Here is a 25,268-nt window from a genome sequence, read left to right on the forward strand (position 1 = left end):
TCGATGCCGGTCACCAAGGAGGTCGGGTCGACGCTCATCGGCGGCACCATGAACCAGACCGGCGGCTTCATCATGGAGGCGGGCAAGGTCGGACGCGACACGATGCTCTCCCAGATTGTTCGCATGGTCGCGGACGCCCAACGCTCTCGCGCACCCATCCAGCGCCTCGCAGATGAGGTCTCGGGATGGTTCGTTCCGGTCGTCATTGTGGTTGCGCTCGTCGCCTTTGCCGCCTGGATGATCTATGGGCCTGAGCCTCGCTTCGCCCACGGCCTGGTGGCAGCCGTCGCCGTTCTTATCATTGCCTGCCCCTGTGCCCTGGGGCTTGCGACACCTATGTCGATCATGGTCGGTGTCGGTCGGGGAGCTAGTCTCGGCGTACTGATCAAGAACGCGGAGGCACTGGAGCGCTTCGAAAAGGTCGACACGCTCGTGGTCGACAAGACCGGAACCCTGACAGAGGGACGGCCCAAGGTCACGGCCATTGCACCAGCGGAAGGCATCTCCGAAGACGAGCTGCTGCGGCTGGCCGCCACGGTCGAACGCTCAAGCGAACATCCGCTGGCGCTCGCGATTGTCAATGCGGCAGGTGAGCGTAGCATCGCCCTGGGAGATGCCATCGATTTCGACAGCCCTGTGGGCAAGGGAGTGACGGGGACGGTCGATGGAAAGCGGCTGATCCTCGGCAGTCACCGCATCATGGGGGAAGAGGGTGTCGACGTCAGCGCCATGACCGCAAAGGCAGAGGAGCTGCGCAACGAAGGCGCTACCGTCATATTTACTGCCATCGATGGCAGGCTGGCAGGTCTGTTTGCTATCGCCGATCCTATCAAGCCGACGACACCGGATGCGGTGAAGGCGCTAGTCGAAGACGGTGTTCGGGTCGTGATGCTGACAGGCGACAACAAGACGACTGCGCATGCCGTCGCGCGTCGCCTCGGGATTACTGAGGTGGAGGCGGAAGTCCTGCCCGAGGACAAGAGCAAGATCGTCTCTCGCCTACGCAGCGAGGGCCGGATCGTCGCCATGGCGGGCGATGGTGTGAACGATGCTCCCGCGCTGGCAGCAGCCGATGTCGGCGTCGCCATGGGCACCGGAACCGACGTCGCCATCGAAAGCGCTGGCGTCACACTCCTGAAGGGAGACCTACAGGGGATTGTCCGGGCACGGCAGATGAGCCGCGCCACGATGAGCAACATCAGGCAGAACCTCTTCTTCGCCTTCATCTACAATGCTGCAGGCGTGCCTGTCGCGGCGGGCGTCCTCTATCCCGTCTTCGGTCTGTTGCTCTCACCGATCATCGCGGCGGCGGCAATGGCATTGTCTTCGGTCAGTGTGATCGCCAACTCTCTCAGGTTGAGGAGCATGAAGATATGACGGTCAACCGCACGCTCCTGCTGATGGGCGCATCCCTGGCCCTGATCCTGGTGTTCTACATCCTTCGTGAGCACTGGGGGCACGTTCTGGGCTACGCCCCCTACCTGATCCTGCTGGCCTGCCCACTGATGCACCTGTTTCATCGACATGGCGGTCACGGCCACAAGGATCACCGGTCGTGAACTACCAGCGGTCGGCATCGAGCACTGTAGCCTTGTCGGCATTGGCCGAACGGGTTTTCGAGTTGCTCGACAATCCGGCCTTCCTCGGGGCGCACATGGAAGAGCCCTCGGTCATGATGCTGGGGGCTTCCATGAAGTACGACTTGGACGAAGCGGAAGGACGTTCCGTGGGCTCCGTCATTAGGATGAGGGGGTCGATACTCGGTCTGGCGCTCTCCGTGGAGGAAGTCGTGACGGAACGGCATCCTCCGCTCTCAAAGACTTGGGAGACGCGCGGAACGGTGCGTCTCCTCGTCATCGGTTCCTACCGTATGGGATTCAGGATCAGTCCCGCCAGATCGGTATGCAGCCTGAACGTCAGGATCGAGTACAACCTGCCCACCCGTCTCCCCGATAGGCTGCTGGGGCGCTTGCTGGGCGGGTTCTACGCCAACTGGTGCGTGACGAAGATGACCGCCGGAGCGATTGCGCATTTCCGTTCCGTTCAGCCGACGCCGTAACTCCGGAGCCGACACCTGCAGGCGATCACGAAGATGCGAGCGAGGCTTCTATTTGCGGCATCGCAAGGATGCTCCGACGGAAGCAGTGTCCAATAATAGGCAACGCAGACATAAATAGCAGGACCAGAATTATGACCAGTAGAACACTCTTCCGCGCCGCCGTCGTCGTCGCACTCCTGTCGGCGACGGCAATGCCGGTGCTGGCCGACGCCACCCACAACCATCCGGCGGCGAACGGGACAGCTGCCGCTCCCCTCGATATCGTACGGGCGGCGACAGACCTTGCTCAGCCAGTAGGTGCGAGGGGTCCGGAAACGATCAAGGTGAAGCTCGACACGGTCGAAGTTACTGGCAGCCTGGCGGACGGCGCGACCTACCACTACTGGACCTTCAACAGGAAGGTTCCAGGCCCCTTCGTCCGAGCAAGAGTCGGCGACACCGTCGAAGTTGAACTAACCAACCTTGCCGATAGCAGTGAACGCCACAGCGTGGACTTCCATGCGGTCACGGGACCGGGAGGCGGAGCGGAGGCGACGGACGCTGCACCGGGAGAAACGAAAGGCTTCAGCTTCAAAGCACTGAAGCCGGGCCTTTACGTTTACCACTGCGCTGTGCCGCTGGCCGCCCACCATATTGCCAACGGCATGTATGGTCTGATCCTGGTGGAACCGGAAGGTGGTCTTCCTCCGGTGGACCGCGAATTCTACGTGATGCAAGGCGAGGTTTATACGGCGCAGGCCTATGGCACGAAGGGCAAGCTGACGGAGAGCCTGGACAGGCTGATGGACGAGACGCCGGAATATTATGTGTTCAACGGTGCAGCCAATGCGCTGACCGGCGACAATGCGTTGACCGCAAAGGTCGGCGAGACTGTTCGCATCTACTTCGGTGTCGGCGGCCCCAACAAGACGTCGAGCTTCCACGTGATCGGCGAAATCTTCGACAAGGTGTATCAGCTCGCGTCGCTGACGACGGAGCCGCTGACCGACGTGCAGACCATCACGGTTCCGCCCGGCGGAGCTGCGGTGGTCGACATGACGATGGACGTTCCGGGGGAGTACGTGCTGGTGGACCATGCTCTGTCACGGGCAGCCCGTGGCCTGGTGGGCAAGCTGGTCGTCAAGGGAGACGAGCGGACCGAGGTCTTCAAGGCAGCAACGACACGCACTGCTCAGGCGGAACATGGTAAGCACGAGACGCACTGATCGGCACAGCGCAGGAGGCGGGCTGCAGAAAGCCGCTCCCGCCTCCTGCGTTTGCACGTTTCAGCCAGAGTGCTTCAAGCAATCACGTGCCGCGCTAGCCGCCGCACTGATAGTAACCTGAATATCCCACGCGCAGGCTCTCACCAATCGCGAATACCATGTCGGCTTCCACCTTCTCTCCCGCTTGGACCTCATCGACGGAGAGAGTGACGCTGATGGGCCCAGAGGTCAGGAAGAGGTTGCCGTCCCCGCCAGCTGGCTGCAGTTCCACAAGGTGAGCGTTCACCTTTAGGACAGCAGTTGTCACGGTAGCGCCCGGTGTTCCCTTGAGGGCAAGTATCGGCTTTCCAGCACTCGTGTACCTGAACGTGCATTGAGCAGGCGAACCAAGGACTTTGGCGATCTCCGCGTCCACCATCGTCGCGGGGTCGAGTGTGGGTATGTCAGCGCCAGCTATGGCTTCCTCACCGGAGAGCACGCGGGCAGCCTCTTCAGAACGAGGAGGACTAATGATGTCGTCAGCAGCTTCCCGTTCGCCACATCCCGACAGGAGACTGGCCGAGGTAAGGAGCAGCAGTGAAAGGAGGGAGTTCTTCATCAGTCACGCTCCTCCAGGTCCTCGATCAGATACTTCATCTCTGCGATCTCCCGCTCCTGGGCCTCGATGATCTCGTCGGCCAGCTTTCGAACGCGGGGATCGGAAATCTGCGCACGCTCACTCGTCATGATGGCAATCGAATGATGCGGGATCATCGCGCTCATGTATTCGGCGTCGTCGACCGTCACCTGGCTGCGGACGAGCCACAGCGACAACGCGAAGACCGCGACGGACCCGCCGAAGATGGCCATGTTGAGCATCTGCTTCTTGTACATACCGAGCATGAAGGCGAGCATGATGACCGCCATAGTCGATCCCATGACCAGGGCCATCCAGGCTCGGGTCTCGCTCCAGAACACATGTTCCAGTGCGTAGGTGTTCAGATACATCAGACCGTACATTACGACCGTCGATGTCGCGATCATGGCGGCAAAGCGCCAGTAGGACATTCCCATTAGATGTTCTCCTTCGGCTCCTGGTGGATTGCGCAATACCGCTGATCCCGGCCGAGTTGATGCGTTTGATTATGCTTCACCCGTCGCCCGCCCCTTTCGGGTCCTCGGGCGCAGCGGGATACTGCCAGGATCGGGAGTGCGAAAAAGCAGCATGCACACAGCATGAACCCCAGGTGGGTACGGAAGGAGAGACCCCGTCCGTACCCATGCTTCCGCAGGGGCTACTGCGCCATACGCTCGCAGCTTTCGGCACACTTGCGGCAGGCATCGACGCAAGCCTGCATGTCGCCGACACGTTCGCAGTCGTCGGCGCACTGGCGGCATATTTCCGCGCACTCGCGGCAGGTGTGCTTGTGGTGCTCGGTGCCGATCAGCATGAAATGGGCCGAGGTGCGGCAGATTTCGGCGCAGGCCATCATCAGCTTGAAGTGTTTCGGCTCCGTATGCTGGCCACCCATTTCGAGGCAATGTCCCATCGCCATGGAGAGGCACTCGCTGTAGCAGGCCAGACAGTTGTCGATGCACTGCTTCATTTCCGAGGAGATGTGGTGCATGGGCGTTACTCCTTCACTTCCTTCTCGACCCACTCAGTCAGTCGCTCGACTTCTTTCGTCTGATCGTCGATGACCTTCTGCGCGGTCGCCTTCGCCTCTTCGTTGTCGCCGTGCTCCAGCTCGACCTTCGCCATGTCGATTGCACCGAGATGATGTGCGATGAGGCCGCAGATGAAGGAGACGTCGGGATCGTCCTTCATCATCCCCTGCATCATCTGCTGGTTCATCGACATCATCGCCTCCATCGAGGCCTGCTGATAGTCAGTGAGGTTGGCCATCGGGCCCTGACCACTATTGGAGCCTTGTCCGCCCATCGGCATCTGCTGACTGCCCATCGGCATCTCGCCACCCATTGGCATGCCCGACATCGGCATGTCGCCCTTGCACTTGTCGGGGAATGTTGCGTCGGCTGCGGCAGGATTAACGGATGCGAGTATTGCAGCGGAGACCGCGAGCGCGGCGGCTGCGTGTTTGACGTACGTCTTCATGTTGAACTCCTGTTGATTTGAGGGACGTGACTCAAACAGCAGGAGTTCTGGGAGGGGGATCAATCGCAGCCGGGAGGAGAAGCGGCCGCTCCGGTCTGACGTGCACATGCAGCTGGCCGAATGGTACCTCAGGTGGAGCATAGACAAGCGGCTGAGGAAGGATCGGACAGCAGTGCATCTGCGCGCAGCACGTTCTGGAAAGTTGAACATCCAGACCATCGCGTTGGCTGTCCAATGCCTGGTGACTCGCCTGCACCTCAGGGCAATGGTGGCTCGGTGCAGCGAAGGCAGGAGCCGTAGCGAAGAGCCCGATGATAAGCAGCGTCGCTGCCATCACCGATAATCCTGCCTTCAAAAAGTCCGATAGGGACATCCTTCGGTCTCCGCGCTCGTTGGCTGGAAACACCGGAGCAAAAGAGAAAGTTCCAGCCGCGATGGCGTTCGCCGTCGTCCCTCCTGCAAACCTTCCCATAGGATAGATGTTCTAGCGCCACACAAAGGACGAGATGTCCGTGCTGTAGAGGCTGGTCGATTGACAACCGTCAAGCCGACGGCGATTCTTTGGACATGAGTGGGATGTTGAGAATCACATCGCAGGTTTTGATGCTGATCTTCAGGCTGGCGGTCGTGCTGTCGCTGGCTGGCTACAGCATGTCGGCCGCCAATGCCGCTATGCATCCCGCCATGCCTGACTCCGCTTCCTTCGTTGAAGGTGACCGTTCGGCTCATGGCGTCCATGCTCACCCGAAGATGACCGATGACGGACATCATTCCGAGCATGCTGCTGAAGGCGATGGCGACACTGCGGATAACAGCTGCTGCCAGGATTACTGTGGCGTGTTCGCAATTGATGCTCCCATGCCGAAACTCGCCCACCCGGTGGCCGCGTCCATCAAGGGCTTCATGAACGACCTCAGGACGTTCGGCGAGTCTCCGGCTCTTCATCGACCACCCAACATCTGAGAACCGACACCCGCCTGCGGGGCTTGCTGTACCTGAGCACTTCGAGTGCCTGGTGCTGTCGTGACTGTATTCTCGGAAATTCACCATGAAGCTGACATTCCTGGTGGTGGGCGTCCCGCTCTTTGTGAGCGGATGCACCTCCACGCTACCTGAAGTCGTGGCCTCGACTGGCCATCCAGACACCGTGATCGACGTCCGGCCGGTCCGTTACCAGAATCCGATTGGCGCATACACGCATCGCACTCCTGTCGATCCCAAACCCTGGCGCGGTCTCAACGACGCCCAGGCCCCGAAAGGGGGAGCATGATGCTCGGCAGGAAGCTCAAGGTTCTCTCAGTGCTGGCATTGCCGCTCATCGCGGCAGGCTGTGTTTCTACTGACTATGCCGCCAAGGATGCCGGATTCCTGAATGTCTCTCTCAAGAGTGGCGAGGCGACAGGCAAGCAGACGGTATGGGTGCAGAACCAGCAGCACGCCCAGGTGGTTCGCGACCGCGTCAAGACGCTGATGGCCAGGAAGACGGTGGACGCCGAGACTGCTGTGCAAGTGGCACTGCTCAACAACAAGGGCCTTCAGGCGGCTTATGCCGACCTCGGTGACAGTGCAGCAGATGCCTGGCAGACGCAGCTTTCGGTTCTGCCGAAGTTCTCGGTTGGCGTCTCCGGTATCGGCACACCCGGGCTTGAAGCCTACCGGGTGCTGGAAGGTGCCATCGCGGCAAACATCCTGTCATTGGTGACCTATGACAGGAACATGAAGATCGCCGAGACACGCTTCCGGCAGGCCCAGCTCAATGCAGCGCTCGCAACCATCTCGCTTGCCGCCGATACGCGCCGGGCCTGGATCAACGCGGTCGCGGCATGGGAAAATGTCGCCTACCTCAACCGCGCGCGCGCTGCGGCAGAGGCGGCGTCCGATCTGACCCAGAAACTGGGTGAAGCGGGGTCGATGCCAAAGGGAGAGCAAGCCCGGGAACATGTGTTCTATGCCGAACTGACGGGCGAAACCGCGAAGGCAAGATTGGCTGCGCGGCTGGCGAAGGAAGAGCTGATCCGGCTGATGGGACTGTCTGGGTCCGACATCGAGTTCCAGATACCGAACCAGCTCCCGTCATTGCCTCGGGCCCTGATCAAACGCGACGACATCGAGGCCGAAGCGATCCACAAGCGCATCGATCTCCAAATAGCCCGGCTGGAGCTTCAGGCGACGGCGCAGTCCTACAAGCTGGAGGACGCAACCCGGATCGTCACGGATATCGAGCTGGTGGGCATGGTGGAGAAGGAGCGCGAACGCGAGGATCATGGCATCGTCTCCGAAGTGTCGCGGACCGCTTCTCTGGAATTCACGATCCCGATCTTCGATTCCGGTCAGGCGCGGCTCCGAAAAGGCGAGTTGGCCTACATGCGGGCGGCCAACCAACTGGCGGAAAAGGCGGTCAACGCCCGCTCGGAGGCGAGGTCCGCCTACCAGGCGTACCGCTCCAACTACGACATAGCGCGCCACTACAGGAACAACGTTCTTCCCTTGCGCAAGGCGGTCGAGGAGCAGTCGCTGCTCACCTACAACGGCATGCTCACAAGCACCTTCGAACTGATCTCGGACAGCCGGGACAGCGTCAATTCAGCCCTCCTCGCAGTCAACGCAAAGAGAGACTTCTGGCTAGCCGAAGCGAACCTCGCCCCCGCCATCTATGGCGGCAGCGCCGGTGCGCCTTCCGGTGAAACGGACGTCCCCTCAGCGGAAGCGGCCGAGAGCGGCGGGCACTAAAGGAAACGATCATGTTCAGCAGAAGACAATTACTGGGAGCAGGTGCGGCAGGTGCCGCATTGGTTTCCTCGCAGACGTGGGGCCGGACTTCCAACATGGGTTTGCCGGAGGCGGCACTGATGGATACGGCCGCCACCCAGACGCCGGTCAAGCCCACCACTGGGCCCGACTACAATCCGGTTGTTACCCTCAATGGATGGACCCTGCCGTTCCGGATGAACAATGGCGTCAAGGAATTCCATCTGGTAGCCGAGCCGGTCGAACGGGAGATGGCGGAAGGGATGACCGCCTATCTCTGGGGGTACAACGGCCAGTCCCCTGGGCCGACGATTGAAGCTGTCGAAGGTGACCGGGTCCGCATCTTCGTGACCAACAAGCTTCCGGAACACACGACGATCCACTGGCATGGCATGATCCTGCCATCGGGCATGGATGGTGTGGGCGGTCTTTCGCAGCCTCATATCCCCGTCGGCAAAACCTTCGTCTACGAGTTCGACCTCGTGAAGTCGGGCACCTTCATGTACCACCCGCATTCAGACGAAATGGTCCAGATGGCCATGGGCATGATGGGCTTCTTCGTGGTCCATCCCAAGGACCCGACGTTCATGCCGGTCGACCGCGACTTCGTCTTCCTCCTGAATGCCTTCGATATCGAGCCGGGCTCCTATGTCCCGCGCATCATGGAAATGACGGACTTCAACCTCTGGGCCTGGAATAGTCGCGTGTTCCCCGGCATCGACCCGCTTGTTGTTTCGAAGAACGACAAGGTCCGCGTCCGGGTCGGAAACCTGACGATGACCAACCATCCAATCCACATGCACGGCTACGACTTCGAAGTCACCTGCACGGATGGGGGCTGGGTGCGTCCGGAGGCCCGCTGGCCGGAGGTCAGCATCGACATCCCGGTTGGCGCGATGCGCGCCTACGAGTTCGACGCCAAGTACGTCGGCGACTGGGCGATCCACTGCCACAAGTCGCACCACACCATGAATGCCATGGGCCATGACATCCCGACCTTCATAGGCGTCGACAAGAAGCAGGTGGCCAGCAAAATCCGACGCTTCCAGCCCGAATACATGCCGATGGGAACCGCCGGGATGGCGGACATGGGCGAGATGTCCATGGAGATACCGGAAAACACGATCCCGATGATGACCGGTTGGGGGCCTCACGGGCCCATCGAGATGGGCGGCATGTTCTCGGTCGTGAAGGTTCGCGAGGGCATCTCCGCTGGCGATTACAGCGATCCCGGCTGGTACGAGAACCCGCCCGGCACCCAGGCATGGGAATGGACCGGAAGCCTCCCGGATGCGCCCAAGGCAACCGATGCGACGACAACAATCACCCCGAGCCATTCGGAACACCACTGATCGAAGCTCACCTTGAGAAGGATATTGCCTATGAAGACTGCATTGACGGGCCTGCTTCTGGCCTCGCTCGCAACCCCGGCCATCGCCGCCGGAAACCACGCCGGAGGTCACGGCGAGATGGCGGTGGGTGAACCCGGACAGAAGTCGAAGGTCACCCAGACGATCCGTGTCAGCATGAAGGAAACCGATGACGGCCGCATGGTCTTCACACCGGACAGCTTCAAGGTCCGCAAGGGCCAGACGATCCGCTTTGCCGTGAAGAACGATGGTGAGGTGGACCACGAGTTCGTTCTCGACCAGGAGGACAAGGTCATGGAGCACAAGGCTCTCATGGAGAAGTTCCCCGAGATGGAACACGACGACCCGAATGCGATCCGACTGGCACCGGGCGAATCTGGAGAGATCGTCTGGAAGTTCACGAATGACGGCGTCTTCAAGGTCGCCTGTCTCGTACCCGGCCACTACGATGCCGGAATGCACGGCAACGTCACCGTCGCCGAAAAGTAAGCAACGAAAGGAGCACCACCATGAAAGCAATCCTCAACATCGCGCTTGCCGCCACCTTGACCTTGGGTGCAGCCACCGGAGCCTTCGCCCAGGAATTCACCAAGGGCACGGTCAAGAAGGTCGACACCAAGGCCAAGAAGGTTACCCTCATCCACGAAGAGCTGAAGAGCCTCGACATGCCAGCGATGACCATGGTCTTCCATGTTCAGGACGAGGCAATGCTGGAGAAAATGAAGCAGGGTTCGACGGTAGAGTTCGTCGCCGACCGTTTGAATGGAAAGCTGACTGTCACGCAGCTGAAGTGAGGACCTTGGCCGCCCCGGCAACCCGTGGCGGCCGGACCCTAGAGGAGAAACAGATGAAACGTAGAACATTCATCAGCCTGGTCGCATCGGCAGTAGCCGCTCCGGGCATGGTCCTAGCGGCAGCACCGAAGGTGACGGTTCACAAGGACCCGAACTGCGGGTGTTGCGCCGCTTGGGCTTCGGCCTTCGGCAGGGCCGGATATGACGTCAGAACCGTCAACGAAGCCGACATGGATGCCGTAAAGAACGGTCTCAAAGTCCCCTCTGATCTGTGGGGCTGCCATACGGCGGAAGTCGACGGCTACTACCTTGAAGGCCATGTCCCCCTGGAAGCTGCGGAGAAGCTTCTACGCGAACGTCCGCCGCTTGCCGGGCTTGCCGTCGCGGGCATGCCATCCGGCTCGCTTGGCATGGGGGATGACCCACGGGCTAGCTATGACGTGATGGCCGTCCCTCGCGACGGTTCAGCACCTTACGTCTATTTTGCGGTGAGACCGAGCTAGAGCATTCGCTGCTGCAAGGGGAATCGCCGCAAAGACGACTGCGAGAGACCGCAGGCACAAGGCCCTACAGTCCAAACGATGCCAGGATCGGGCAAGGCCCCTTCTTGCCTGAGGCACATTCGCCGATCAGCCGTTCCAGAGCCTCGCGCGCCCTGTTCAACTCGGCGATCCGCTCATCCAGTGCGGCGAGACGTGCCCTGGCGGCCTCGCGAGCGCGTTCCCTGTCATCTCCGGCATCGAGATCGAGCAGTTCCCTGATCTCCTCCAGCGTGAATCCCGCCGACTGGGCCTGCTTGATGAACAGGAGCCGCCGGACGTCCTCGCTTCCATATCGCCTGCCGCCGTCCAGCCGCTTCGGCGTCTGCAGAAGACCCTTGCGCTGATAAAACCTGATGGTTTCCACCCCGACTTTTCCTGTGGCAGCAAATTTTCCGATTGTCATATCCATAGGGGCTTGACTCCGTACCATGGTACGGAACGTATGGTCTTACCAACGGTTTCACAAGACGAAGGAGACGTGAAAATGTTGGAGAGAACAGACCCCGCATTGCTGGAGAAGAAGGCCATCCTCTATCGAATGGTCATGCCCGGTCATACATGCCCCTATGGCCTGAAGGCAAAGGACCTGCTCCGCCGGGAAGGATACAAGGTCGAGGACCACCACCTGACCACCCGTGAAGAGACCGATGCGTTCAAGGCGAAGCATGGTGTCTCGACCACTCCGCAGGTATTTGTCAGCGGCCACCGTGTGGGCGGCCACGATGACCTGCGCAGGTTCCTCGGCAAGCCAGTGGCCGACCCCAAAGCGACCACCTATCGGCCGGTCATCGTTCTGTTTACGCTGACGGCTCTGATGGCTCTCGCGGCAAGCTATGCCGTCCTGGGCAACCCGTTCACACTGCGCGCAGCGGAGTGGTTCATCGCCTTTTCCATGGTCGTTCTGGCGATGCTGAAGCTCCAGAACGTCGAGAGCTTCGCGACCATGTTCCTGAACTACGACCTCCTGGCTAAACGTTGGGTTCCCTACAGCTACATCTATCCTTACGCGGAGGGGCTGGCAGGCGTTCTGATGGTGGCCGGAGTGGCGAACTGGCTCTCTGTCCCGGTGGCGCTATTCATCGGCACCATTGGAGCAGTCTCGGTCTTCAAGGCGGTCTACATCGACCGAAGAGAGCTGAAATGCGCCTGCGTAGGTGGATCGAGCAATGTACCGCTCGGCTTCATCTCTCTGACCGAGAACCTGATGATGATCGCCATGGCGATCTGGATGGCACTCGCTTCGACGGGGCTCGCCCCCGGTCATGCAATGTAGCGAGACAGCAAGATGCACCTCACCGGGCTGCCCGATGCCGGAAAGGTTCAGGCAGCCCGCCTAATGACAGGTCTTCGCGGTCAGTACGAGGTTGGAGTACCGCCGTTAGCTTCACGTTGAAGTGGACGACGCGACTACCGGTCGGGTTTCGTCCTAGCCTAGTTGTGCGGAGACTGGCCATTCGCCAGCATCAGATGGTGCATCTGGTGGTGCATGCCCTGCGCCATCACCCCGATGAAGCCCAAGGCGCGAAGCTTTGCGATCCCTGACGGATCATCCGGTGTAACCGTGAGGACCGCTCCTTCCGCAATGTCAGTTGATGAGAACCTGTAGCCATTCTTGCCATCCATCGTGGAGGCGTGAGCCGCTACCATCCTGCGAATGGAGCCGATGGCCGAGCCCGTACCCGAGACCATGAAGCGAATGCTGCCGTCATCTTCCTGAACGTCGACGCGGGCCGACATGGTCACGTTGTCCATGTCTATGAGGTGCTGGCGCAAAACCTCTATGTTGACCTTTGACCAGTCGGTCGTGGGATCGTTCTCCAGCAAAGCGACAATTTCCTGTATGGCCGTGAAAGCGGCCTGCCCGGCTTCGATGGGAAATTCACCGTCGTCCGTCATGGCTACATCGTCCATGCCGTGCATGTGAGTGCCGGAATGTTCCTGGGCAGCAATGGGTGTCGATAACAGCAACACAAGAGACAAGGCAGTAACTGGAAAGTTCATCTGCATTCCTTTCATCTGTGAAAACCACCTTGTCATCTCGCTGCAAACATTCACATGATAGCGATCATGTTTCATGAACTGATAGAGATGCCCGGCACCGAGCGGGTCTTCGACGAAGGTGCAGTCCTCTTTAGCAGAAACGACGTGGTGTCTTCTCTGATGCTGGTTCTTTCTGGGGAGGTTCGGCTTGTTCGGCATCAGGATGATGGGCGTGCTGTAGTCCTGCAACGTGCCTCGGCAGGTTCGATCCTGGCGGAAGCATCGATGTTCAGCGACGTCTATCATTGTGATGCCGTGGCAGTTGCTGTGTCCCGGGTTCGCATCATCGAGAGCCGACGGATAAGGTTGAAGTTCGCCAGCGAACCGAAGTTTGCAGCGGCGTGGGCGGCCTATCTGGCTCACGAGATCAGGAACACCCGGATGCGTGCCGAAATCCTTGCGCTGAAGACGGTTGCCGAACGGCTCGATGCCTGGATCACATGGCACGAGCAGCTCCCGTCCAAGGGGAAGTGGAGGTATGTCGCGGAGGAGATCGGCGTGAGTCCGGAGGCGTTTTATCGGGAGCTTGCCAAGCGCTGCAGCAAGCCGAAATGAATCTGAGGAGTTGGTGGCTGTGCGGCTCGGGAGCATATCCAGTAGACCTGCGGCTGTGGCGGCAGGCGGCTTAGTTGGAACTCACCTTGAAACCCGATATATGTGCGGCCGATGGCTTTTGCGCAGTGCTTGCTTTTCTCGTGCTTGTATTGGGGTAAGCAACTCCGGTGATGACCGCTTAGGGCCGAGTGGCGTCGTCCGCCTCGCGCCAGTAGCGTACATGCCCTCTTGACCCCACACAGCCTGGATTGACTTCTGGCGAAGCCGCCCTAGCTCCTATCCATCGTCAGCAACCGATCATGTAGGCGCTGGCGGCGGAGGGTTACTACGTGCTCCCGCCTGCAAGAGTGAGGGGCTCGTTATGTTTGCCAATAACCTTTCTCCTGTGCGGAACGTTCTGCTATCGAGACTAGAACCTGAAGAGCTGGCAAAGTTCAGCCGCGATATTGTAACGGTCGACTTACCGAAGAACTTCCTCATCGCCGCGTTCGACGGCCCAATTGACTACGTCTACTTTCCAGACTCTGGCATCGCCTCAATCGTCGCGATCTCGCCTGAGGGAAACAAGGCTGAGGCTGGTATGTTTGGACGCGAGGGATTTTCGCCTGTGCAGGCAGCAGTCGGCGCAGGCGTAAGCCCTCATGAGATCGTAATGCAGGCTGCAGGCAGCGGTCACCGGATAGCCTACACGAAGTTCTTGACGGCAATGGAGAGTAGCCGTCCTTTCGCTCACATTGTCGCCTGTTACAGCCAGGCGCTGGCAATCCAGGTCACTTACACCGCCTTGTCCAATGTTAGCCATCCTGTTGATGAACGATTAGCTCGTTGGCTTTTGATGTGTCACGACAGGGTCGACGGCGATGAGCTGAACCTCACACATGAGTATATTTCGTTGATGCTGGCCGTCCGTCGCCCAAGCGTCACGACAGCACTGCATGTCCTTGAGGGCAACCGCTTCATCCGGTCAGAAAGAGGGCGCATTTCTATTCGGAACAGGGCTGCTCTCGAAGAATTCGCGCACGACGCCTACGGCAAACCAGAAAAGGAATATGAGCGGCTGATTGGCACCTGCGCGTCATTGCCCTCCAATATCGTGCCGCTTCTTGGCCAGTAAGGCGTCCCGAACAAAGTTGTCGCTTCGATCCCCGACGCGTTCCTGTTCAGAAGCCATGTCCTCCAGCGCAGCGATGTACCCGGCCTCGAAAGCTTCGCGGGTTCGCGCCACATCGCGATTGCGACGAGCAACATGGCCAATCCCTTCCCACCATTTGTTCCATGCGTCCACAGCCCCCATGGATGCCTCCCCTCAAACTAGCGTCATCTATTCGCGTATTCTCTTCCGTGAAGTTCTCCCCTTGCATTGGTCCAGGAAGAGCTGGTGCATCACCGAAAACAAACATCTCCATTGCTCAGACGAGTGACACTCAGCAGCTGGGCCCACCATCCGAAGAGTTTGGTCCACCAGCCCGGCAGCGTCTTCTTCGCGAGGAACGAAGCGCCTGGCAAGGCGCATCAAGTCGCTGCGGATGGTTTCTCCTGCTGCCTCTGTACTCGATCTCAGGTCTCCTCCCGTTTGCATATCAGCACCTCCGTAGGCACTTCAGCAACGACTCTCAGAGAGGTGGCTCGGTTTGTCTGAACAGTTTCGGGCGTTTTGCTAAGTGGATTTCCGCCTCGATTATGCCGCCACCATCATTGGTGCCAGCGCGGTGAAGTAGGCTTGATCCGGCGTCTGCCGGTCAAGGGATGAATGTGGGCGTCTGGTGTTGTAAAAGTTCAGATATCGGCCGATGCCAGCGCGGGCCTCGGACACAGTCTTGTAGGCGTGGAGGTAGACTTCCTCGTATTTGATTGAACGCCAGAGCCGTTCGACGAACACGTTGTCCCGCCACGCACCCTTGCCGTCCATCGAGATGGCGATCTCAGCCTTCTTCAGCACCGCCGTGAAGTCGATGGAGGTGAACTGCGATCCCTGGTCCGTATTGAAGATTTCCGGCTTGCCATAGCGGGCAAGTGCTTCCTCCACCGCTTCGATGCAGAAGGCTGCTTCCATCGTGATCGATAGCCGCCACGACAGGACCTTCCGGCTGAACCAGTCGACGACGGCGCAGAGATAGACGAATCCCCGCGCCATCGGCACATACGTTATGTCCATTGCCCAGACCTGGTTGGGCCGGGTAACCGCCAGCTTTCGCAGGAGGTAGGGATAGATTTTGTGCCCAGGCGCTGGTTTTGAGGTGTTTGGGCGGCGATAGATCGCCTCGATGCCCATCTTCTTCATCAGCGTGGCGACGTGCAGCCGCCCAGCTTCCAGCCCTTCTCCTCTCAAGAGCCCTTGCAACATCCGACTTCCGGAAAATGGGTAGTCGAGATGCAGTTCGTCGATCCGGCGCATCAGGGCGAGGTCGCCGTCAGGCACTGGACGAGGCCGATAATAGACGCTGCCACGGCTAAAGCCGAGAAGCTTCGCCTGGCGAACAACGGATAGCTTATGCTCGCGGTCGATCATTTCTTTCCGCCCAGCAAGCCCGCCTTGCCGAGCGCACCGGCTAAAAAATCGTTCTCCAGTGCCAGTTCGCCTCCTGGCGTGCAGCGTTTTGACATCGACGGTTGGCCCCGCCGGTTCCGCCTTCGCCTCATCGACGAAAACGCCTGTCGCCCCCTCAAGGAGCTGCTCTTTCCATTGTTTGATCTGGTTGGCGTGCACGTCAAACTGCTGGGACAATTCCACCAGAGTTTGTTCACCCCTGATGGCGGCAAGTGCCACCTTTGCCTTGAAAGCCGGGCTGTGGTTCCGGCGTGGTCGTCTTGTCATGGTCTCTCCTGTTCCCGGCATCTAAGCCGAAGTCAGGCAGAAATTCCACTTATCCTAGCTGTGCAGATTTCCCGAGCCAGCTCTCTGGCAAGCCCTCCGCGCATGATAGTCCAGACCCGACAATAGTCACGAGTCCATCCGTGAAGTGCCGCTGCAGCATAAGCTTCAGTTCATTTAAGTCCAAGCTTGTCCCCAGAAGAAACATGGGCTGAATCGGTACAAGGCAGACTCTTGCCTAGAAGCAACAGCAATTCAAGATGGTAGTGCTTCAGCCTATGCGCCTAAGGTTGGACAACACCAGGCGCGCCTTCATCCGACTGATCATTATGTTTGACCGTCGCGGCATTGGGGCAAGCGGGGAACGCAGCGGGATAGTACTAGAATGACGCGCGCTTCGTCTGACTCAGTTCACGTTCCAAATTCGCGATACGGTCCAATAAATCGAGGTTGGCGACATGCGCTAAGTCTCGTTCGGTTATCGCGGCCGCCAGCCGCCTCTTAAGGCCCGCTATCGTTTCGCCATCGCCCTTTCTGTGGCTGCGTTCGCCGCCGTGGACAAGGGTTTCTAGTCGCTCCTTTTGGGCCGTTATCTGCTTATGCAAATCAGGATTATTCACGGTAAGGGCATCAGTTCCGCACCCGGCTCTTCGTCGCAATCCCTCCCAAGTAAGCTCCAGGCCGTGTGAGACCGCCAGATCAAGCTCCTCTCTCACACGAATGGCGGTAAGCTCATCAAGAAGGCGCTGTACCTTAGCTCGGGCTTTTTCTGCTTTCGTGCTCTTCCTTCGCCCTTCAAGCCTTAGAGTGTGTGTTCTCCTGCTAGCCTGCGCCACGGATGCTCCTGACGAACCGCATTGCGATCCTCTTTCCAGCTTTGCTCAGTTTTCGTAGGACGTCCGGAGCATTTTCATTTCTAATCATCTCGTCGTGCCGCTTCACGGCGCGCTCCCAGAAACCCAAGAAGATCGGCAAGGTAAAAAAGTTGAAGCAGTCACCGCACACCGTTTCTGTCTTGCCAACCTCCGGCCAGCCGAGACCGACGCAGCTTCCGCTTCTGCACTTCGCACGCGCCGCCGCGCGATCATGCCAAAGACAATAGCCGAATCCCAACGGGTAGACTCTCATGCCTAGCTCTCTTACCAATTCCTCCAGCTTGTTAGTGATATCCTTCAGACTGCCGACGCGGCAGTCCAGGCGCGCTAGAAGGGCCTGCATCTGTTTGACACCTGCACCCGAGAACGATGCAGCATCGCTCACGAACTTGCTGAACAATCCTACAGTGAGACGTGTTTGTTCTTCGCGGGCAGCATCAATGCGACTGACGCGGCTTCCATATAGAACGGTTGTGGTAAGATCGCCGTGATCAAGGTACCGCTGAAGCGCGTGAAACTTGCCACCATAGCCATGATAGTGAACCCAAAGAGTGACGAAGAAGCGACGGAGATGACGAGGCACGAATTTGACATTGTCGGCATCCTCACCGCAGACATACCTCGCACCAAAGCTGGCCATCCGATTGCGTAAGGTGGATGAATCGACAACTGATTGGGCGTGCCGGTTCGTCTCACAAAGAAGCGCTCGCGACCCAGTCGCCTCACGAGCACTTTTTCCAAGACGGACAGCCACATTGATCGCTTGGGCGACAATATCGGGACATGCACGCTTAACGTAAGAGCCGGTTACATCATCGTGGCCCTTATAAACACGAGAACGGATGTACCAGCCATCCACCCCCCGTTCTAAGCAGTCTAGTTCCAGCGCCTGCGCTTGCTCAGTGCGTTCGCCCAACCAAGCAAAGATGACAATGTAGATTGCCGTCCAAAGATCGGAGACTGCTCGCTCTATCGACCTAAGCGAGTTTTTTGAGGAGTGGACATGTGTAATCGGCCAAGGAGATGCTGTGCCTGTGGTTTTCCCTTGATACGGCAGGCCTGCGCGCAGTGATGCATTGCGGTCAGGCACGACATCCCTTCGCACCACCAGGCGCTGTTCTATGGCCAACGCGCGATACTCGCCTATCAAGGCAAGGCGGTCAGTAGCGCTCCCTTGGCACGCATTCATGGCCCTGAAGATGAGATGCTTATACCGCTCCTTGTAGATCGAGGTCGAACTGATCGAGCAGGCTTGTGCAATCTCATTATACGGAGGTCGCCTACGCGACAGTAGCGCGCTCTGTGGCTCCAAGAGCTGATCCGCCAGAAACTCCGCGAGTTGACCTAGCCTTTCACCCGGCCCAGCCCGAGTGGCCCGAGGTATGGCCTGGAGAGCTTCAGCTTGCCCCTGGAGGCCAATTATTTCATCAGAATAGTCGAAGACATACTGAATAGCGGCGTCTGCATACTGAAAAACAAGGTCAACCGGGACATCGTCGGTTTGCTCTTGCTCCTTACCGTACTCCTTGGCGAAAGCCTTTGCGTCTTCGATGGTTTCGTGTGGCGTGTAAGCAAACCCATCAGGAAGAAGGTAAATATCGTCGTCCATTGGGTAGACGTACAGCAAGTGCAATTCAAATATTACCCCGGCAACTTCGCTTAAATACCCTTTCGTCAATCGCGGACCTTCACCAAAGGTGGCGCGATCCCTATTGCCTCTCGTTCCCGGCCGATTCCTTTTTAGCCCGGACTGTCTACTGGAAAGTTCTTCAAAGCTGTCTCTGAGAGTCCTGGAGAGGGTGGCCACCGCTTCAAATGACACGTCCTGCAACCGAGTATATCCCGTCCGGGCGGCCCATTCGACCACCTGCAATGCGATATTCACTTTCCTGAACGCGGTGGCTCTACTCAATGCTTTACGCTCGCCGTTCCCAGCCCGCATAAAACAATAGTAGCGGCGGCATGTCTCCAACATCCCGGAGTATTGCGGGTTCGTTAAGTCGTTGTCGCTTTCGAGACGACGGTTCCAGTGAATTGTCTTAGGCTGCCCCGGGCGAGTAACAATATGAGTCCATGATGGCGCATCCCAGACCGACTCCACGTCAGGGGGCGGACTCATGGTGACCAGCTTTCGATGATTGTGAGTGACTGGATATGAGGTTGAAGACGCCCTCATGTTATTGGTCCGTACTGAAGAGGCTGCTTCGCAAGTATACTGCGTGCAGCCAGAACGGTGCTGGGAGACATGTTGTCAACCACCTCCGCGAGGATCGCCATCAGCGGAAGCCAGAGAGCGTTGTATCGTTCCGTTTCTCGAATGGACCTCGCATTCGCAATCAAATGTTCTTTGAAAGCTATACACTCAGCTGCAACTTCAGGAGTGTCAAAAATCAGATAGGTTGAGTTGGAAAGAATCCGCTCCAAGCATGATGGCACTGGCTCAGATTGATTGGGATCAGAAGTTAAGTGGTAACCGAGAAAGCCTGCAGCATCAGCAGCTCTGCCTATTTCCTGCGCCCGCGCGGCATCCAAGCCGAATGTTGTCACTGCTCTGTGGCTCTTCTTCGCTAGCAGCAAAGTGAGGGCATCCTGGACCTCTCGAACCGGCTCCGCGTCAACAGATTCCGCTGCAAGGCCCGTTATGTACTTAACTGTATGCCGTGTACTAACCTGACCTAATTGCTCTTGAACTTTGCTGATATCACCAGAGGTTAGGAACTCCTGTAATGCCGCCGTCGGGCGAAGCTGGCTCAGAGTAAAATTGAGCAATGCTAGAGGGCCAGCTCTCGTGCGCCACTTTGTCCAAGCCGATGACACAGCGCCCAGACAGGGGGAATGGGAAGCGGCTCGCCCCCCATAGGTGTGTCTCACGAGTATTAAACGGTTTCCCAATCCGGTGACCGCGTAAGGCCTCAACCGCTGAGATAGCTCGCTGACGGCCATTAACGCCTCTGCTGGACCGATCTCTAGCTGGCTCTCGGGCTGAAGCGAGTCAGCTCTCCCCTTCGGGATGAAGTCGCGAATTCGGCGATAGTTGGCCCTCTTCTTGACCCACTTTGCGCTGATCTCATTTCTATTAAGCGATTGCAGGTCGTCCACCGTCATACTTAACGGGGACGACACATTCATCTTCGGCCTCCCCTGAAGAATAATTGCCAAAAACGGGATGAGGGTCGAATAGTCTAGGTGGAAGCAAGAGGTCAGTTCGCTACCGTATCTCTCGTATAAAAACTTTCGGAAGTGAGGATCATCAACCCTTCCCGGCAGCACACCTCCATAGTTGGCATGGATATAAACAAGAACGTTTTCAAGCTTCGACAGCTGCTCCCGCCATCCCCGCCGTCGCCTGATGTACCCGTCCTCTCGTTGTTCGAAGTGAGCACAGTATGCGGAGACGTCAAAGGAGGTGTTATTCGAAATAGCATCTTGTGCCGTTTGATACTTCGCCCAAATCGTCCTCACATCTTTTTCCGCGTGTTTGCGGATCAGCGCATTGATGATTGAAATACGTTGAGCCTCGATTGAAGGCCGAGAGATGTTGGTTAACGATTCAAGCCTGTTCCAGAGTTCATGATCTTCCTCATCCCAAGCCGCAACCACGGTTGAGACCTCCGACACTTTCGCCTGAGACGTCGGCGGTCGATGGACGTAGGTAGCTTGCGGGATCATTGCTGGCCACTTTACGCGAGGCAGCAATTCCCGCTTTCGAAGCTCCTCCCACAGCAACTTCATGTTCCGCACGTACATGTTTTTTGTAATGTCGGCGAGCGAGCTGTTCGACTTGAGCGCGAATACGTAAGAGTCTACATGGAGCTGCCAATCTTCCCGAAAGAGTTCATCGAGAAGCATTCGCTCACGAGCGGTTCTCTTGAGAACGTAACGAAGAAAGGTAGCAAAGGTCCAGAAGAAGCCGTTGGCCGTTGCCTCCTCTCTGGTTTCCATACAATGCACAAAGGCACGCGCGATCTTGGGGCCGCTCGGACCGGCGTCTCGCAAGAAACTAAAATTAAAATATTTCCGTCTCTCCGGTGTACTATGCGCAGGAGAAAGTAGCTTTAGCCCTCCAACCGTCGGCGAGACAGTAAGCTTCGTAATAATTGAGCTTTTGTATATGTCGACAGCGGAAGCTTTACGCGCCATGATATTTTCAGCTCCTGCTGAACCGCTTTTTAAGAAATAGCTCACTTGCCCTTAGTGTTTCTAATCGCTTGAGTACTTCATCATCCTCGACTGCATATATTTTTTGTTTTTTCTCCAGAACACACTTGCGCCTCGACTCTGCAACATGAGAATAGATGCTCATCGTCTGAAAGCTCTTGATGCCGACGCCCTTCATTGTGTCGAGAAGGACATGGACGGGCTCCAGTCCCGCCTCGATCCCATTAACAAGGCTATTCGTGATGTGACGATGGCGGTACAGGTGCCCGTGAACGGAACGAATTTCGTCGATCTGCTCTTGATCGGCACCAGAAGCTCTGGCCTCATCTATTGCGATAGCGCGGCCCATCTGAATGAGGTTGGTCAGGCTTTGTGGCTGCAGCCGTCCTCGTTGCCTGCATGCAGAGGTGAATACCGCGTCTTCGCTAGAGTCAGGTGCAAGAAGGGGGCGCACTTCGTCTATGAACTCCCGAAGCAACTCGGCCAATCTCAAAGGGAAGAGAACAACTCGAACCCCGGACTTTTTCGCGCCCATAATCTGAATGGGAACAGGTCTGAGTACACCAGTCTTTTTCGCCCTTTCTCTACGAGTACGTAGTGATTGGGCGGAGGGAATGCTGCTGCACAGTAGGTTCGCGACCTCCCATCTACGCAACCCACGGTCAAACACTCGAAATATGAGACGATTACGCTTGATGAGGTTATCGTCCTTCCGGACGCTTTCACAGGCGGCCTCAACCCGCGTGAACGCGATATCATCCGGTATGGCAACTTCCATAGGAGTACCGACTGGCAGATGAAGCCTATGACGTACCGTGGGCTTATCTTTCTCCAATGTAACTTGGACAGATCGCGTTCCGTCATCGACTCCTATTAGACCACGTGCCCAACCTCTCTTTTCGCAGTACGCTAGGAACTCCAAAATGAGAGTGAGGCGCTCATTCCACGTCTTCGAAGTAACACCTCGATTACCCGTAGGGCGACCTCTGTGAAATTTCTCGCCGATAAAATGAAAACGAAGCCTTTCGAGCAACTCGTCGTCAGTGCTCCGCCAAGAGATACCCCCGTTCTCGCCCGCGTTCTCTAGGATAAAAAGAAAGTCAACGAGCACCCTGGCCCAGTGATCAACGGAGTCCGGCGAAGTGTCCGGCTTCCTCTTCTCTCTCAAGAAATCCGTTGGCTCGATCATCATTCTACCGAAACGGTCAACGATGATCGGATGGCGAGGAGCAAAGCGCCCGACCGAAAAGTGAAGCCGCCTAACTGTAGGCCCATCAAATATAGGACGGCGTGGGGTCCCCGTTCTCACGCCGCACTCGCTCAACGAATGCTCCAAGTTCGACCTCCGAATCATTGTCTGCACGACACTACCAGAGGAATCTTTTTTTACAATAGCAGCATTTTTGGGTATGCCTTTTCTCGAATGTCAACATTACAGCGCAGTTTCTCAAGAACTCCTTTACGAAAAAGAATTCCTTTTTTAATTCTGAATTCCTTTATGCGCTCCTGCGGATCATGAGGTTCGGAAAAGCGGCGAATGTACTTCAGGTAGCACGCTCACGCTCGTCGAACCCTCAAAGCCCAGACGCCGCAAGCGTCGCCTGGGTCCACAGAGCGCCTGCTACGCAGTCGACGAGGGCGGGCTAACGCCCGTCATTATGCTTATTCATGAAGTAAGCCAGCTGGACGTTTAGTGATGAGACATAGTCCTGCTGGCTTGCTTCATGAATGTGGAAAACGGAATCCGCCCTTCAGGCGGATGCTCTCTTCGTCTAGAGGAGTACCCCCACTTGGGGTGAGAAAAGTAAGAAACTACCGATGTTTGAAAGAGACGATATCAAGGACGTCTACGGCGAAGCCAAGTCCATGGGCTTCGACACGAAGATCCTCAAGAAGGTGATCGCGTTGCGCAAGAAGGACGATCAGGAGCGGATGGAGGAGGAACTGATCCTCGACACCTACCTGCAGGCCCTCGGAATGATCGAAGGCGCACCGGAAGCCGACGCCGCCTAAGCGGCGCGACATCCCCGATCCTATTCAGTCTCATGGCCCCGGCGTTGTAAACCAACTTCGGGGCTTTCGCCTTTCCGGCAAGAAGCAAAGACCGGACGCAAGAAAGCAGCCCGCAGGCGGCCTTTCTCTCACGTGATAATCTTGGATTACTGGCTGATCGGCTTCTTCGGGCTGAACCGGCTTGGGTCGATCGAGGCGGTCTTGGTGACTGGCTTGAAGCCGCTTGAGGCATAGGCCGTGGTGTAGGCGGTGCTCAACGTGCGGCTGACGACCCGCGGGGCCTTCACCGAAGCCACCTCGGCCACGCGGTTGTTGCTCACGGCCCACTTTGCCAGCATCTCTCCCGTCAAGGCCGGGCCGGCGTCCTGTTGGACATCGCGGTTGCCGAGTGCGGCATTGCGGCCGCCCTTCGTGGGAACAGGAACTTGCGTCGGCGCGTCGAAACCGTCGCCGAACCGCCGGTTTGCAGCTGACACATCGGCCGCTCCGGCAGGAAGGGCTGCAACATCGACGGACTTTTCCGCGGCAACAGGCGCGGACGGAGCAAGCGTTGAACGGGCATAGGCGCCGCTTTCTGCCAGGGCGGCGACGACCGCCGGCGTAAGCGCCTGCTGTTCGCCAAGATCGCCTTCGCTCTCGGGTTCAATTTGCGCGGATGCAAGCAGGGCCTCCGCACCCGACGGCCGGGCCGCGGGAAGCGGGACGGAGGACAGCGCGGCTTCGGGCAGCGCACTGTCGATCGAGGCGGTCATCACGCCAGCTTCAGCGTCACCCTTGAGGCCACGCGGACCAAGCAGCGTGGGAACCGGGATCGCATAGTCCTGCAGGTCGGCGAACGCCTCGCCTTCCGGCTGCGCGGCAGGCGCTGGCTGCGCCGGAAGCGCGGCGGCGAGCGCCTCCTGGGCGGTGCTGCGCGCCGGCGAATAGAGCGCCGTCGCCAGTCCGCCCGGTCCGCCGTCGTTGCGGAAGGAGGGACGGTTCTGCGGCACGGGAGCCGCGATCGTTTCTACGCCAGGCAACTCCTGTGGCTGGGCAGCAGCGACCATGACGGGCTCCTGGGCACGGGCTGCCGGCACGGCCGGTGCCGGACGTTCGACGGGTTCCGGTGCTGCGATTGCATCGGCATCCTCGTCCTCGTCGCCACCACCGAAGAGCATCGCGAGCAGGTTCGGACGCTTCTTGCCGGAACCGCCGCCCGACGTGCTGGCGATCTCGATCTGCTGACCCGAGCTCAGGCGCTTCTTGTAGCTTGCAAGGGCCTGCTGGTAGCCAGGCAGCGGCTTTCCGTCAGCCGGAAGATGGACTGTATTGCCATCGGGGAAGAGGCTGACCAGTTCTTGACGGCTCATGCGCGGCCATGCCCGCACGCCGCCGACATCGAGGTGCACGAAGGGGGAACCGGATGTCGGATAGTAGCCGACGCCACCCACCTGCATCTTCATGGCCAGTGCCCGAAGGGTAGAGAGCTTGACGCCGGGGATATAGAAATCCATCGCCTTGCCGAGCATGTGCTGGCTGTTCTTGGCCACGCCCTTGCTGCGCGAACGAAGCATGCCGTTCGTTGCCGGCGAGCGGTAGGCGGAGACCACATGGATATAGTCGTTGGCGCCGCTGCGCCGATAGACTTCCCAGACGAGATCGAGAAGGCGCGGGTCCATCTTCGTCGGCTCGTTACGGCGCCAGTCGCGCAGCAGGTTGTTGACCTGCTGCAGGCCCTTCGGATCGAACTTGCCATTGCGCTTGAACACAATGTTCGCGCGCTCTTTCGTATGGACGAAATAGAGCTTCAGGCTGCGGGTCTCGGCAGCCGCCTGCGTGGCGGAAACGGACAGTAGCGGCAGCGCGAGACAGGCTGCGACGGCAAGGGATGCGGCACCCTTCACCAGAAACCTCAGGAAAGCGGTTGCGTTGCCGCGCTCGCCGGCGCCATGGGGCGTTTGGTTCGCATTCAGATCCTGCAAGGCTGTCCCCGTCCTGTCGACAACTTCCCTCGTTGTCGTGA

At 58.4% G+C, this 25,268-nt stretch carries 26 protein-coding genes and 1 pseudogene; 15 read left to right on the top strand and 12 right to left on the bottom strand.

Features of this window, described 5'->3' with window-relative positions; all coding sequences use genetic code 11:
• From FN060_RS04955 to nirK, 4 genes are all read left to right on the top strand, one after another.
• A partial coding sequence (locus tag FN060_RS04955) for a copper-translocating P-type ATPase (protein WP_142587139.1) occupies positions 1-1,377 on the top strand: 1,377 nt, incomplete at its 5' end.
• Positions 1,374-1,559 (top strand): DUF2933 domain-containing protein, encoded by a 186-nt coding sequence (locus tag FN060_RS04960; protein WP_052820539.1) that lies wholly within the window; start codon positions 1,374-1,376, stop codon positions 1,557-1,559. The genes FN060_RS04955 and FN060_RS04960, both read left to right, overlap by 4 nt.
• Positions 1,556-2,059 (top strand): SRPBCC family protein, encoded by a 504-nt coding sequence (locus tag FN060_RS04965; protein ID WP_142523898.1) that lies wholly within the window; start codon positions 1,556-1,558, stop codon positions 2,057-2,059. Before FN060_RS04960 ends, FN060_RS04965 begins: the two co-directional genes overlap by 4 nt.
• Before the next feature lie 131 nt (positions 2,060-2,190).
• Complete coding sequence (nirK, locus tag FN060_RS04970) at positions 2,191-3,264, top strand: copper-containing nitrite reductase (protein ID WP_244665694.1); 1,074 nt, start codon at positions 2,191-2,193, stop codon at positions 3,262-3,264.
• Between the two features lie 94 nt (positions 3,265-3,358).
• Here the strand turns inward: nirK and FN060_RS04975 are convergent, their stop codons facing one another.
• The 4 genes from FN060_RS04975 to FN060_RS04990 all read right to left on the bottom strand — a co-directional run bounded on the left by FN060_RS04975 (position 3,359) and on the right by FN060_RS04990 (position 5,359).
• Complete coding sequence (locus FN060_RS04975) at positions 3,359-3,862, bottom strand: DUF6692 family protein (RefSeq protein WP_062654009.1); 504 nt, start codon at positions 3,860-3,862, stop codon at positions 3,359-3,361.
• Positions 3,862-4,311 carry a DUF305 domain-containing protein gene (locus FN060_RS04980; RefSeq protein ID WP_197570699.1) on the bottom strand — a complete coding sequence of 150 codons (450 nt, stop codon included), beginning with the start codon at positions 4,309-4,311 and terminating at the stop codon, positions 3,862-3,864. Before FN060_RS04980 ends, FN060_RS04975 begins: the two co-directional genes overlap by 1 nt.
• A gap of 227 nt (positions 4,312-4,538) precedes the next feature.
• Positions 4,539-4,871: a four-helix bundle copper-binding protein gene (locus FN060_RS04985; protein ID WP_142587141.1), complete on the bottom strand. Its 333-nt coding sequence runs from the start codon at positions 4,869-4,871 to the stop codon at positions 4,539-4,541.
• A 5-nt stretch (positions 4,872-4,876) separates the two neighbouring features.
• Complete coding sequence (locus FN060_RS04990; protein WP_142587142.1) at positions 4,877-5,359, bottom strand: DUF305 domain-containing protein; 483 nt, start codon at positions 5,357-5,359, stop codon at positions 4,877-4,879.
• A gap of 576 nt (positions 5,360-5,935) precedes the next feature.
• Here FN060_RS04990 and FN060_RS04995 point away from each other — a divergent pair.
• The 7 genes from FN060_RS04995 (at position 5,936) to FN060_RS05025 (ending at position 10,774) form a co-directional block, all read left to right on the top strand.
• Entirely contained in the window at positions 5,936-6,322 is a 387-nt protein-coding gene (locus FN060_RS04995) for a hypothetical protein (protein WP_077549034.1), read from the top strand.
• A gap of 85 nt (positions 6,323-6,407) precedes the next feature.
• Complete coding sequence (locus tag FN060_RS05000) at positions 6,408-6,629, top strand: hypothetical protein (protein WP_062654123.1); 222 nt, start codon at positions 6,408-6,410, stop codon at positions 6,627-6,629.
• Complete coding sequence (locus FN060_RS05005; RefSeq protein ID WP_077549042.1) at positions 6,629-8,089, top strand: TolC family protein; 1,461 nt, start codon at positions 6,629-6,631, stop codon at positions 8,087-8,089. Before FN060_RS05000 ends, FN060_RS05005 begins: the two co-directional genes overlap by 1 nt.
• An 11-nt stretch (positions 8,090-8,100) precedes the next feature.
• Positions 8,101-9,459, top strand: a complete 1,359-nt coding sequence (locus FN060_RS05010; protein WP_062654122.1) for a multicopper oxidase family protein — start codon at positions 8,101-8,103, stop codon at positions 9,457-9,459.
• A 30-nt stretch (positions 9,460-9,489) separates the two neighbouring features.
• Positions 9,490-9,966 carry a cupredoxin domain-containing protein gene (locus tag FN060_RS05015; RefSeq protein WP_062654121.1) on the top strand — a complete coding sequence of 159 codons (477 nt, stop codon included), beginning with the start codon at positions 9,490-9,492 and terminating at the stop codon, positions 9,964-9,966.
• Positions 9,967-9,986: 20 nt separating this feature from the next.
• Positions 9,987-10,271 carry a copper-binding protein gene (locus tag FN060_RS05020; protein WP_062654119.1) on the top strand — a complete coding sequence of 95 codons (285 nt, stop codon included), beginning with the start codon at positions 9,987-9,989 and terminating at the stop codon, positions 10,269-10,271.
• A 53-nt stretch (positions 10,272-10,324) separates the two neighbouring features.
• Positions 10,325-10,774 (top strand): DUF411 domain-containing protein, encoded by a 450-nt coding sequence (locus FN060_RS05025; protein WP_077549035.1) that lies wholly within the window; start codon positions 10,325-10,327, stop codon positions 10,772-10,774.
• Between the two features lie 64 nt (positions 10,775-10,838).
• Here the strand turns inward: FN060_RS05025 and FN060_RS05030 are convergent, their stop codons facing one another.
• A complete protein-coding gene (locus FN060_RS05030; protein WP_077549036.1) occupies positions 10,839-11,243 on the bottom strand; it encodes a MerR family transcriptional regulator in 405 nt (134 codons plus the stop codon).
• Positions 11,244-11,297: 54 nt separating this feature from the next.
• Between FN060_RS05030 and FN060_RS05035 the strand changes: the two genes are divergently transcribed.
• Positions 11,298-12,086: a glutaredoxin family protein gene (locus tag FN060_RS05035; protein ID WP_142587143.1), complete on the top strand. Its 789-nt coding sequence runs from the start codon at positions 11,298-11,300 to the stop codon at positions 12,084-12,086.
• Positions 12,087-12,244: 158 nt separating this feature from the next.
• Here FN060_RS05035 and FN060_RS05040 read toward each other — a convergent pair whose 3' ends face one another.
• Positions 12,245-13,042: a hypothetical protein gene (locus FN060_RS05040; RefSeq protein WP_235864329.1), complete on the bottom strand. Its 798-nt coding sequence runs from the start codon at positions 13,040-13,042 to the stop codon at positions 12,245-12,247.
• Between FN060_RS05040 and FN060_RS05045 the strand changes: the two genes are divergently transcribed.
• Together FN060_RS05045 and FN060_RS05050 are read left to right on the top strand one after the other, a co-directional pair.
• On the top strand, positions 12,974-13,408 hold the full coding sequence (locus tag FN060_RS05045) for a Crp/Fnr family transcriptional regulator (RefSeq protein ID WP_235864328.1): 435 nt from the start codon (positions 12,974-12,976) through the stop codon (positions 13,406-13,408). The two genes, FN060_RS05040 and FN060_RS05045, sit on opposite strands and share 69 nt — an antisense overlap.
• 361 nt (positions 13,409-13,769) lie before the next feature.
• Positions 13,770-14,522, top strand: coding sequence for a Crp/Fnr family transcriptional regulator (locus FN060_RS05050; RefSeq protein ID WP_142587145.1), 753 nt, complete (start codon positions 13,770-13,772; stop codon positions 14,520-14,522).
• Here FN060_RS05050 and FN060_RS05055 read toward each other — a convergent pair.
• The 5 genes from FN060_RS05055 to FN060_RS05075 form a co-directional block, all read right to left on the bottom strand.
• Positions 14,484-14,702 carry a hypothetical protein gene (locus FN060_RS05055; protein WP_142587147.1) on the bottom strand — a complete coding sequence of 73 codons (219 nt, stop codon included), beginning with the start codon at positions 14,700-14,702 and terminating at the stop codon, positions 14,484-14,486. The two genes, FN060_RS05050 and FN060_RS05055, sit on opposite strands and share 39 nt — an antisense overlap.
• Before the next feature lie 384 nt (positions 14,703-15,086).
• Positions 15,087-16,244, bottom strand: a complete 1,158-nt coding sequence (locus FN060_RS05060; RefSeq protein WP_142587149.1) for an IS3 family transposase — start codon at positions 16,242-16,244, stop codon at positions 15,087-15,089.
• 798 nt (positions 16,245-17,042) lie between these two features.
• Positions 17,043-18,926 (bottom strand): hypothetical protein, encoded by a 1,884-nt coding sequence (locus FN060_RS05065; RefSeq protein WP_142587150.1) that lies wholly within the window; start codon positions 18,924-18,926, stop codon positions 17,043-17,045.
• Between the two features lie 341 nt (positions 18,927-19,267).
• Positions 19,268-21,235, bottom strand: coding sequence for a hypothetical protein (locus FN060_RS05070; protein ID WP_142587152.1), 1,968 nt, complete (start codon positions 21,233-21,235; stop codon positions 19,268-19,270).
• A 7-nt stretch (positions 21,236-21,242) separates the two neighbouring features.
• Entirely contained in the window at positions 21,243-22,031 is a 789-nt protein-coding gene (locus FN060_RS05075; protein ID WP_142587154.1) for a site-specific integrase, read from the bottom strand.
• 1,052 nt (positions 22,032-23,083) lie between these two features.
• Here FN060_RS05075 and FN060_RS05080 point away from each other — a divergent pair.
• A pseudogene (locus FN060_RS05080) lies at positions 23,084-23,266 on the top strand (DUF2312 domain-containing protein); the annotation flags it as partial.
• A 146-nt stretch (positions 23,267-23,412) separates the two neighbouring features.
• Here FN060_RS05080 and FN060_RS05085 read toward each other — a convergent pair.
• Complete coding sequence (locus FN060_RS05085; protein WP_425312141.1) at positions 23,413-25,227, bottom strand: peptidoglycan L,D-endopeptidase MepK; 1,815 nt, start codon at positions 25,225-25,227, stop codon at positions 23,413-23,415.
• Positions 25,228-25,268 lie beyond the last annotated feature (41 nt).

The organism is Pseudorhizobium halotolerans (assembly GCF_902153235.2).
GTDB classification, from domain to species: domain Bacteria; phylum Pseudomonadota; class Alphaproteobacteria; order Rhizobiales; family Rhizobiaceae; genus Neorhizobium; species Neorhizobium flavum.

What these genes read in the sequence shown, in the direction of transcription:
- FN060_RS04995 (WP_077549034.1), top strand. Translation starts at nt 5,936, where the DNA reads ATGTTGAGAATCACATCGCAGGTTTTGATGCTGATCTTCAGGCTGGCG.
- FN060_RS05045 (WP_235864328.1), top strand. Translation starts at nt 12,974, where the DNA reads ATGCTGGTTCTTTCTGGGGAGGTTCGGCTTGTTCGGCATCAGGATGAT.
- FN060_RS04985 (WP_142587141.1), bottom strand. Translation starts at nt 4,871, where the DNA reads ATGCACCACATCTCCTCGGAAATGAAGCAGTGCATCGACAACTGTCTG.
- FN060_RS04975 (WP_062654009.1), bottom strand. Translation starts at nt 3,862, where the DNA reads ATGAAGAACTCCCTCCTTTCACTGCTGCTCCTTACCTCGGCCAGTCTC.
- nirK (WP_244665694.1), top strand. Translation starts at nt 2,191, where the DNA reads ATGACCAGTAGAACACTCTTCCGCGCCGCCGTCGTCGTCGCACTCCTG.
- FN060_RS04960 (WP_052820539.1), top strand. Translation starts at nt 1,374, where the DNA reads ATGACGGTCAACCGCACGCTCCTGCTGATGGGCGCATCCCTGGCCCTG.
- FN060_RS05025 (WP_077549035.1), top strand. Translation starts at nt 10,325, where the DNA reads ATGAAACGTAGAACATTCATCAGCCTGGTCGCATCGGCAGTAGCCGCT.
- FN060_RS05060 (WP_142587149.1), bottom strand. Translation starts at nt 16,244, where the DNA reads ATGCCGGGAACAGGAGAGACCATGACAAGACGACCACGCCGGAACCAC.
- FN060_RS04980 (WP_197570699.1), bottom strand. Translation starts at nt 4,311, where the DNA reads ATGTCCTACTGGCGCTTTGCCGCCATGATCGCGACATCGACGGTCGTA.
- FN060_RS05035 (WP_142587143.1), top strand. Translation starts at nt 11,298, where the DNA reads ATGTTGGAGAGAACAGACCCCGCATTGCTGGAGAAGAAGGCCATCCTC.
- FN060_RS05050 (WP_142587145.1), top strand. Translation starts at nt 13,770, where the DNA reads ATGTTTGCCAATAACCTTTCTCCTGTGCGGAACGTTCTGCTATCGAGA.
- FN060_RS05020 (WP_062654119.1), top strand. Translation starts at nt 9,987, where the DNA reads ATGAAAGCAATCCTCAACATCGCGCTTGCCGCCACCTTGACCTTGGGT.
- FN060_RS05010 (WP_062654122.1), top strand. Translation starts at nt 8,101, where the DNA reads ATGTTCAGCAGAAGACAATTACTGGGAGCAGGTGCGGCAGGTGCCGCA.
- FN060_RS05015 (WP_062654121.1), top strand. Translation starts at nt 9,490, where the DNA reads ATGAAGACTGCATTGACGGGCCTGCTTCTGGCCTCGCTCGCAACCCCG.
- FN060_RS05000 (WP_062654123.1), top strand. Translation starts at nt 6,408, where the DNA reads ATGAAGCTGACATTCCTGGTGGTGGGCGTCCCGCTCTTTGTGAGCGGA.
- FN060_RS05030 (WP_077549036.1), bottom strand. Translation starts at nt 11,243, where the DNA reads ATGGTACGGAGTCAAGCCCCTATGGATATGACAATCGGAAAATTTGCT.
- FN060_RS04990 (WP_142587142.1), bottom strand. Translation starts at nt 5,359, where the DNA reads ATGAAGACGTACGTCAAACACGCAGCCGCCGCGCTCGCGGTCTCCGCT.
- FN060_RS05005 (WP_077549042.1), top strand. Translation starts at nt 6,629, where the DNA reads ATGCTCGGCAGGAAGCTCAAGGTTCTCTCAGTGCTGGCATTGCCGCTC.
- FN060_RS05070 (WP_142587152.1), bottom strand. Translation starts at nt 21,235, where the DNA reads ATGGCGCGTAAAGCTTCCGCTGTCGACATATACAAAAGCTCAATTATT.
- FN060_RS05055 (WP_142587147.1), bottom strand. Translation starts at nt 14,702, where the DNA reads ATGGGGGCTGTGGACGCATGGAACAAATGGTGGGAAGGGATTGGCCAT.
- FN060_RS05075 (WP_142587154.1), bottom strand. Translation starts at nt 22,031, where the DNA reads ATGGAAGTTGCCATACCGGATGATATCGCGTTCACGCGGGTTGAGGCC.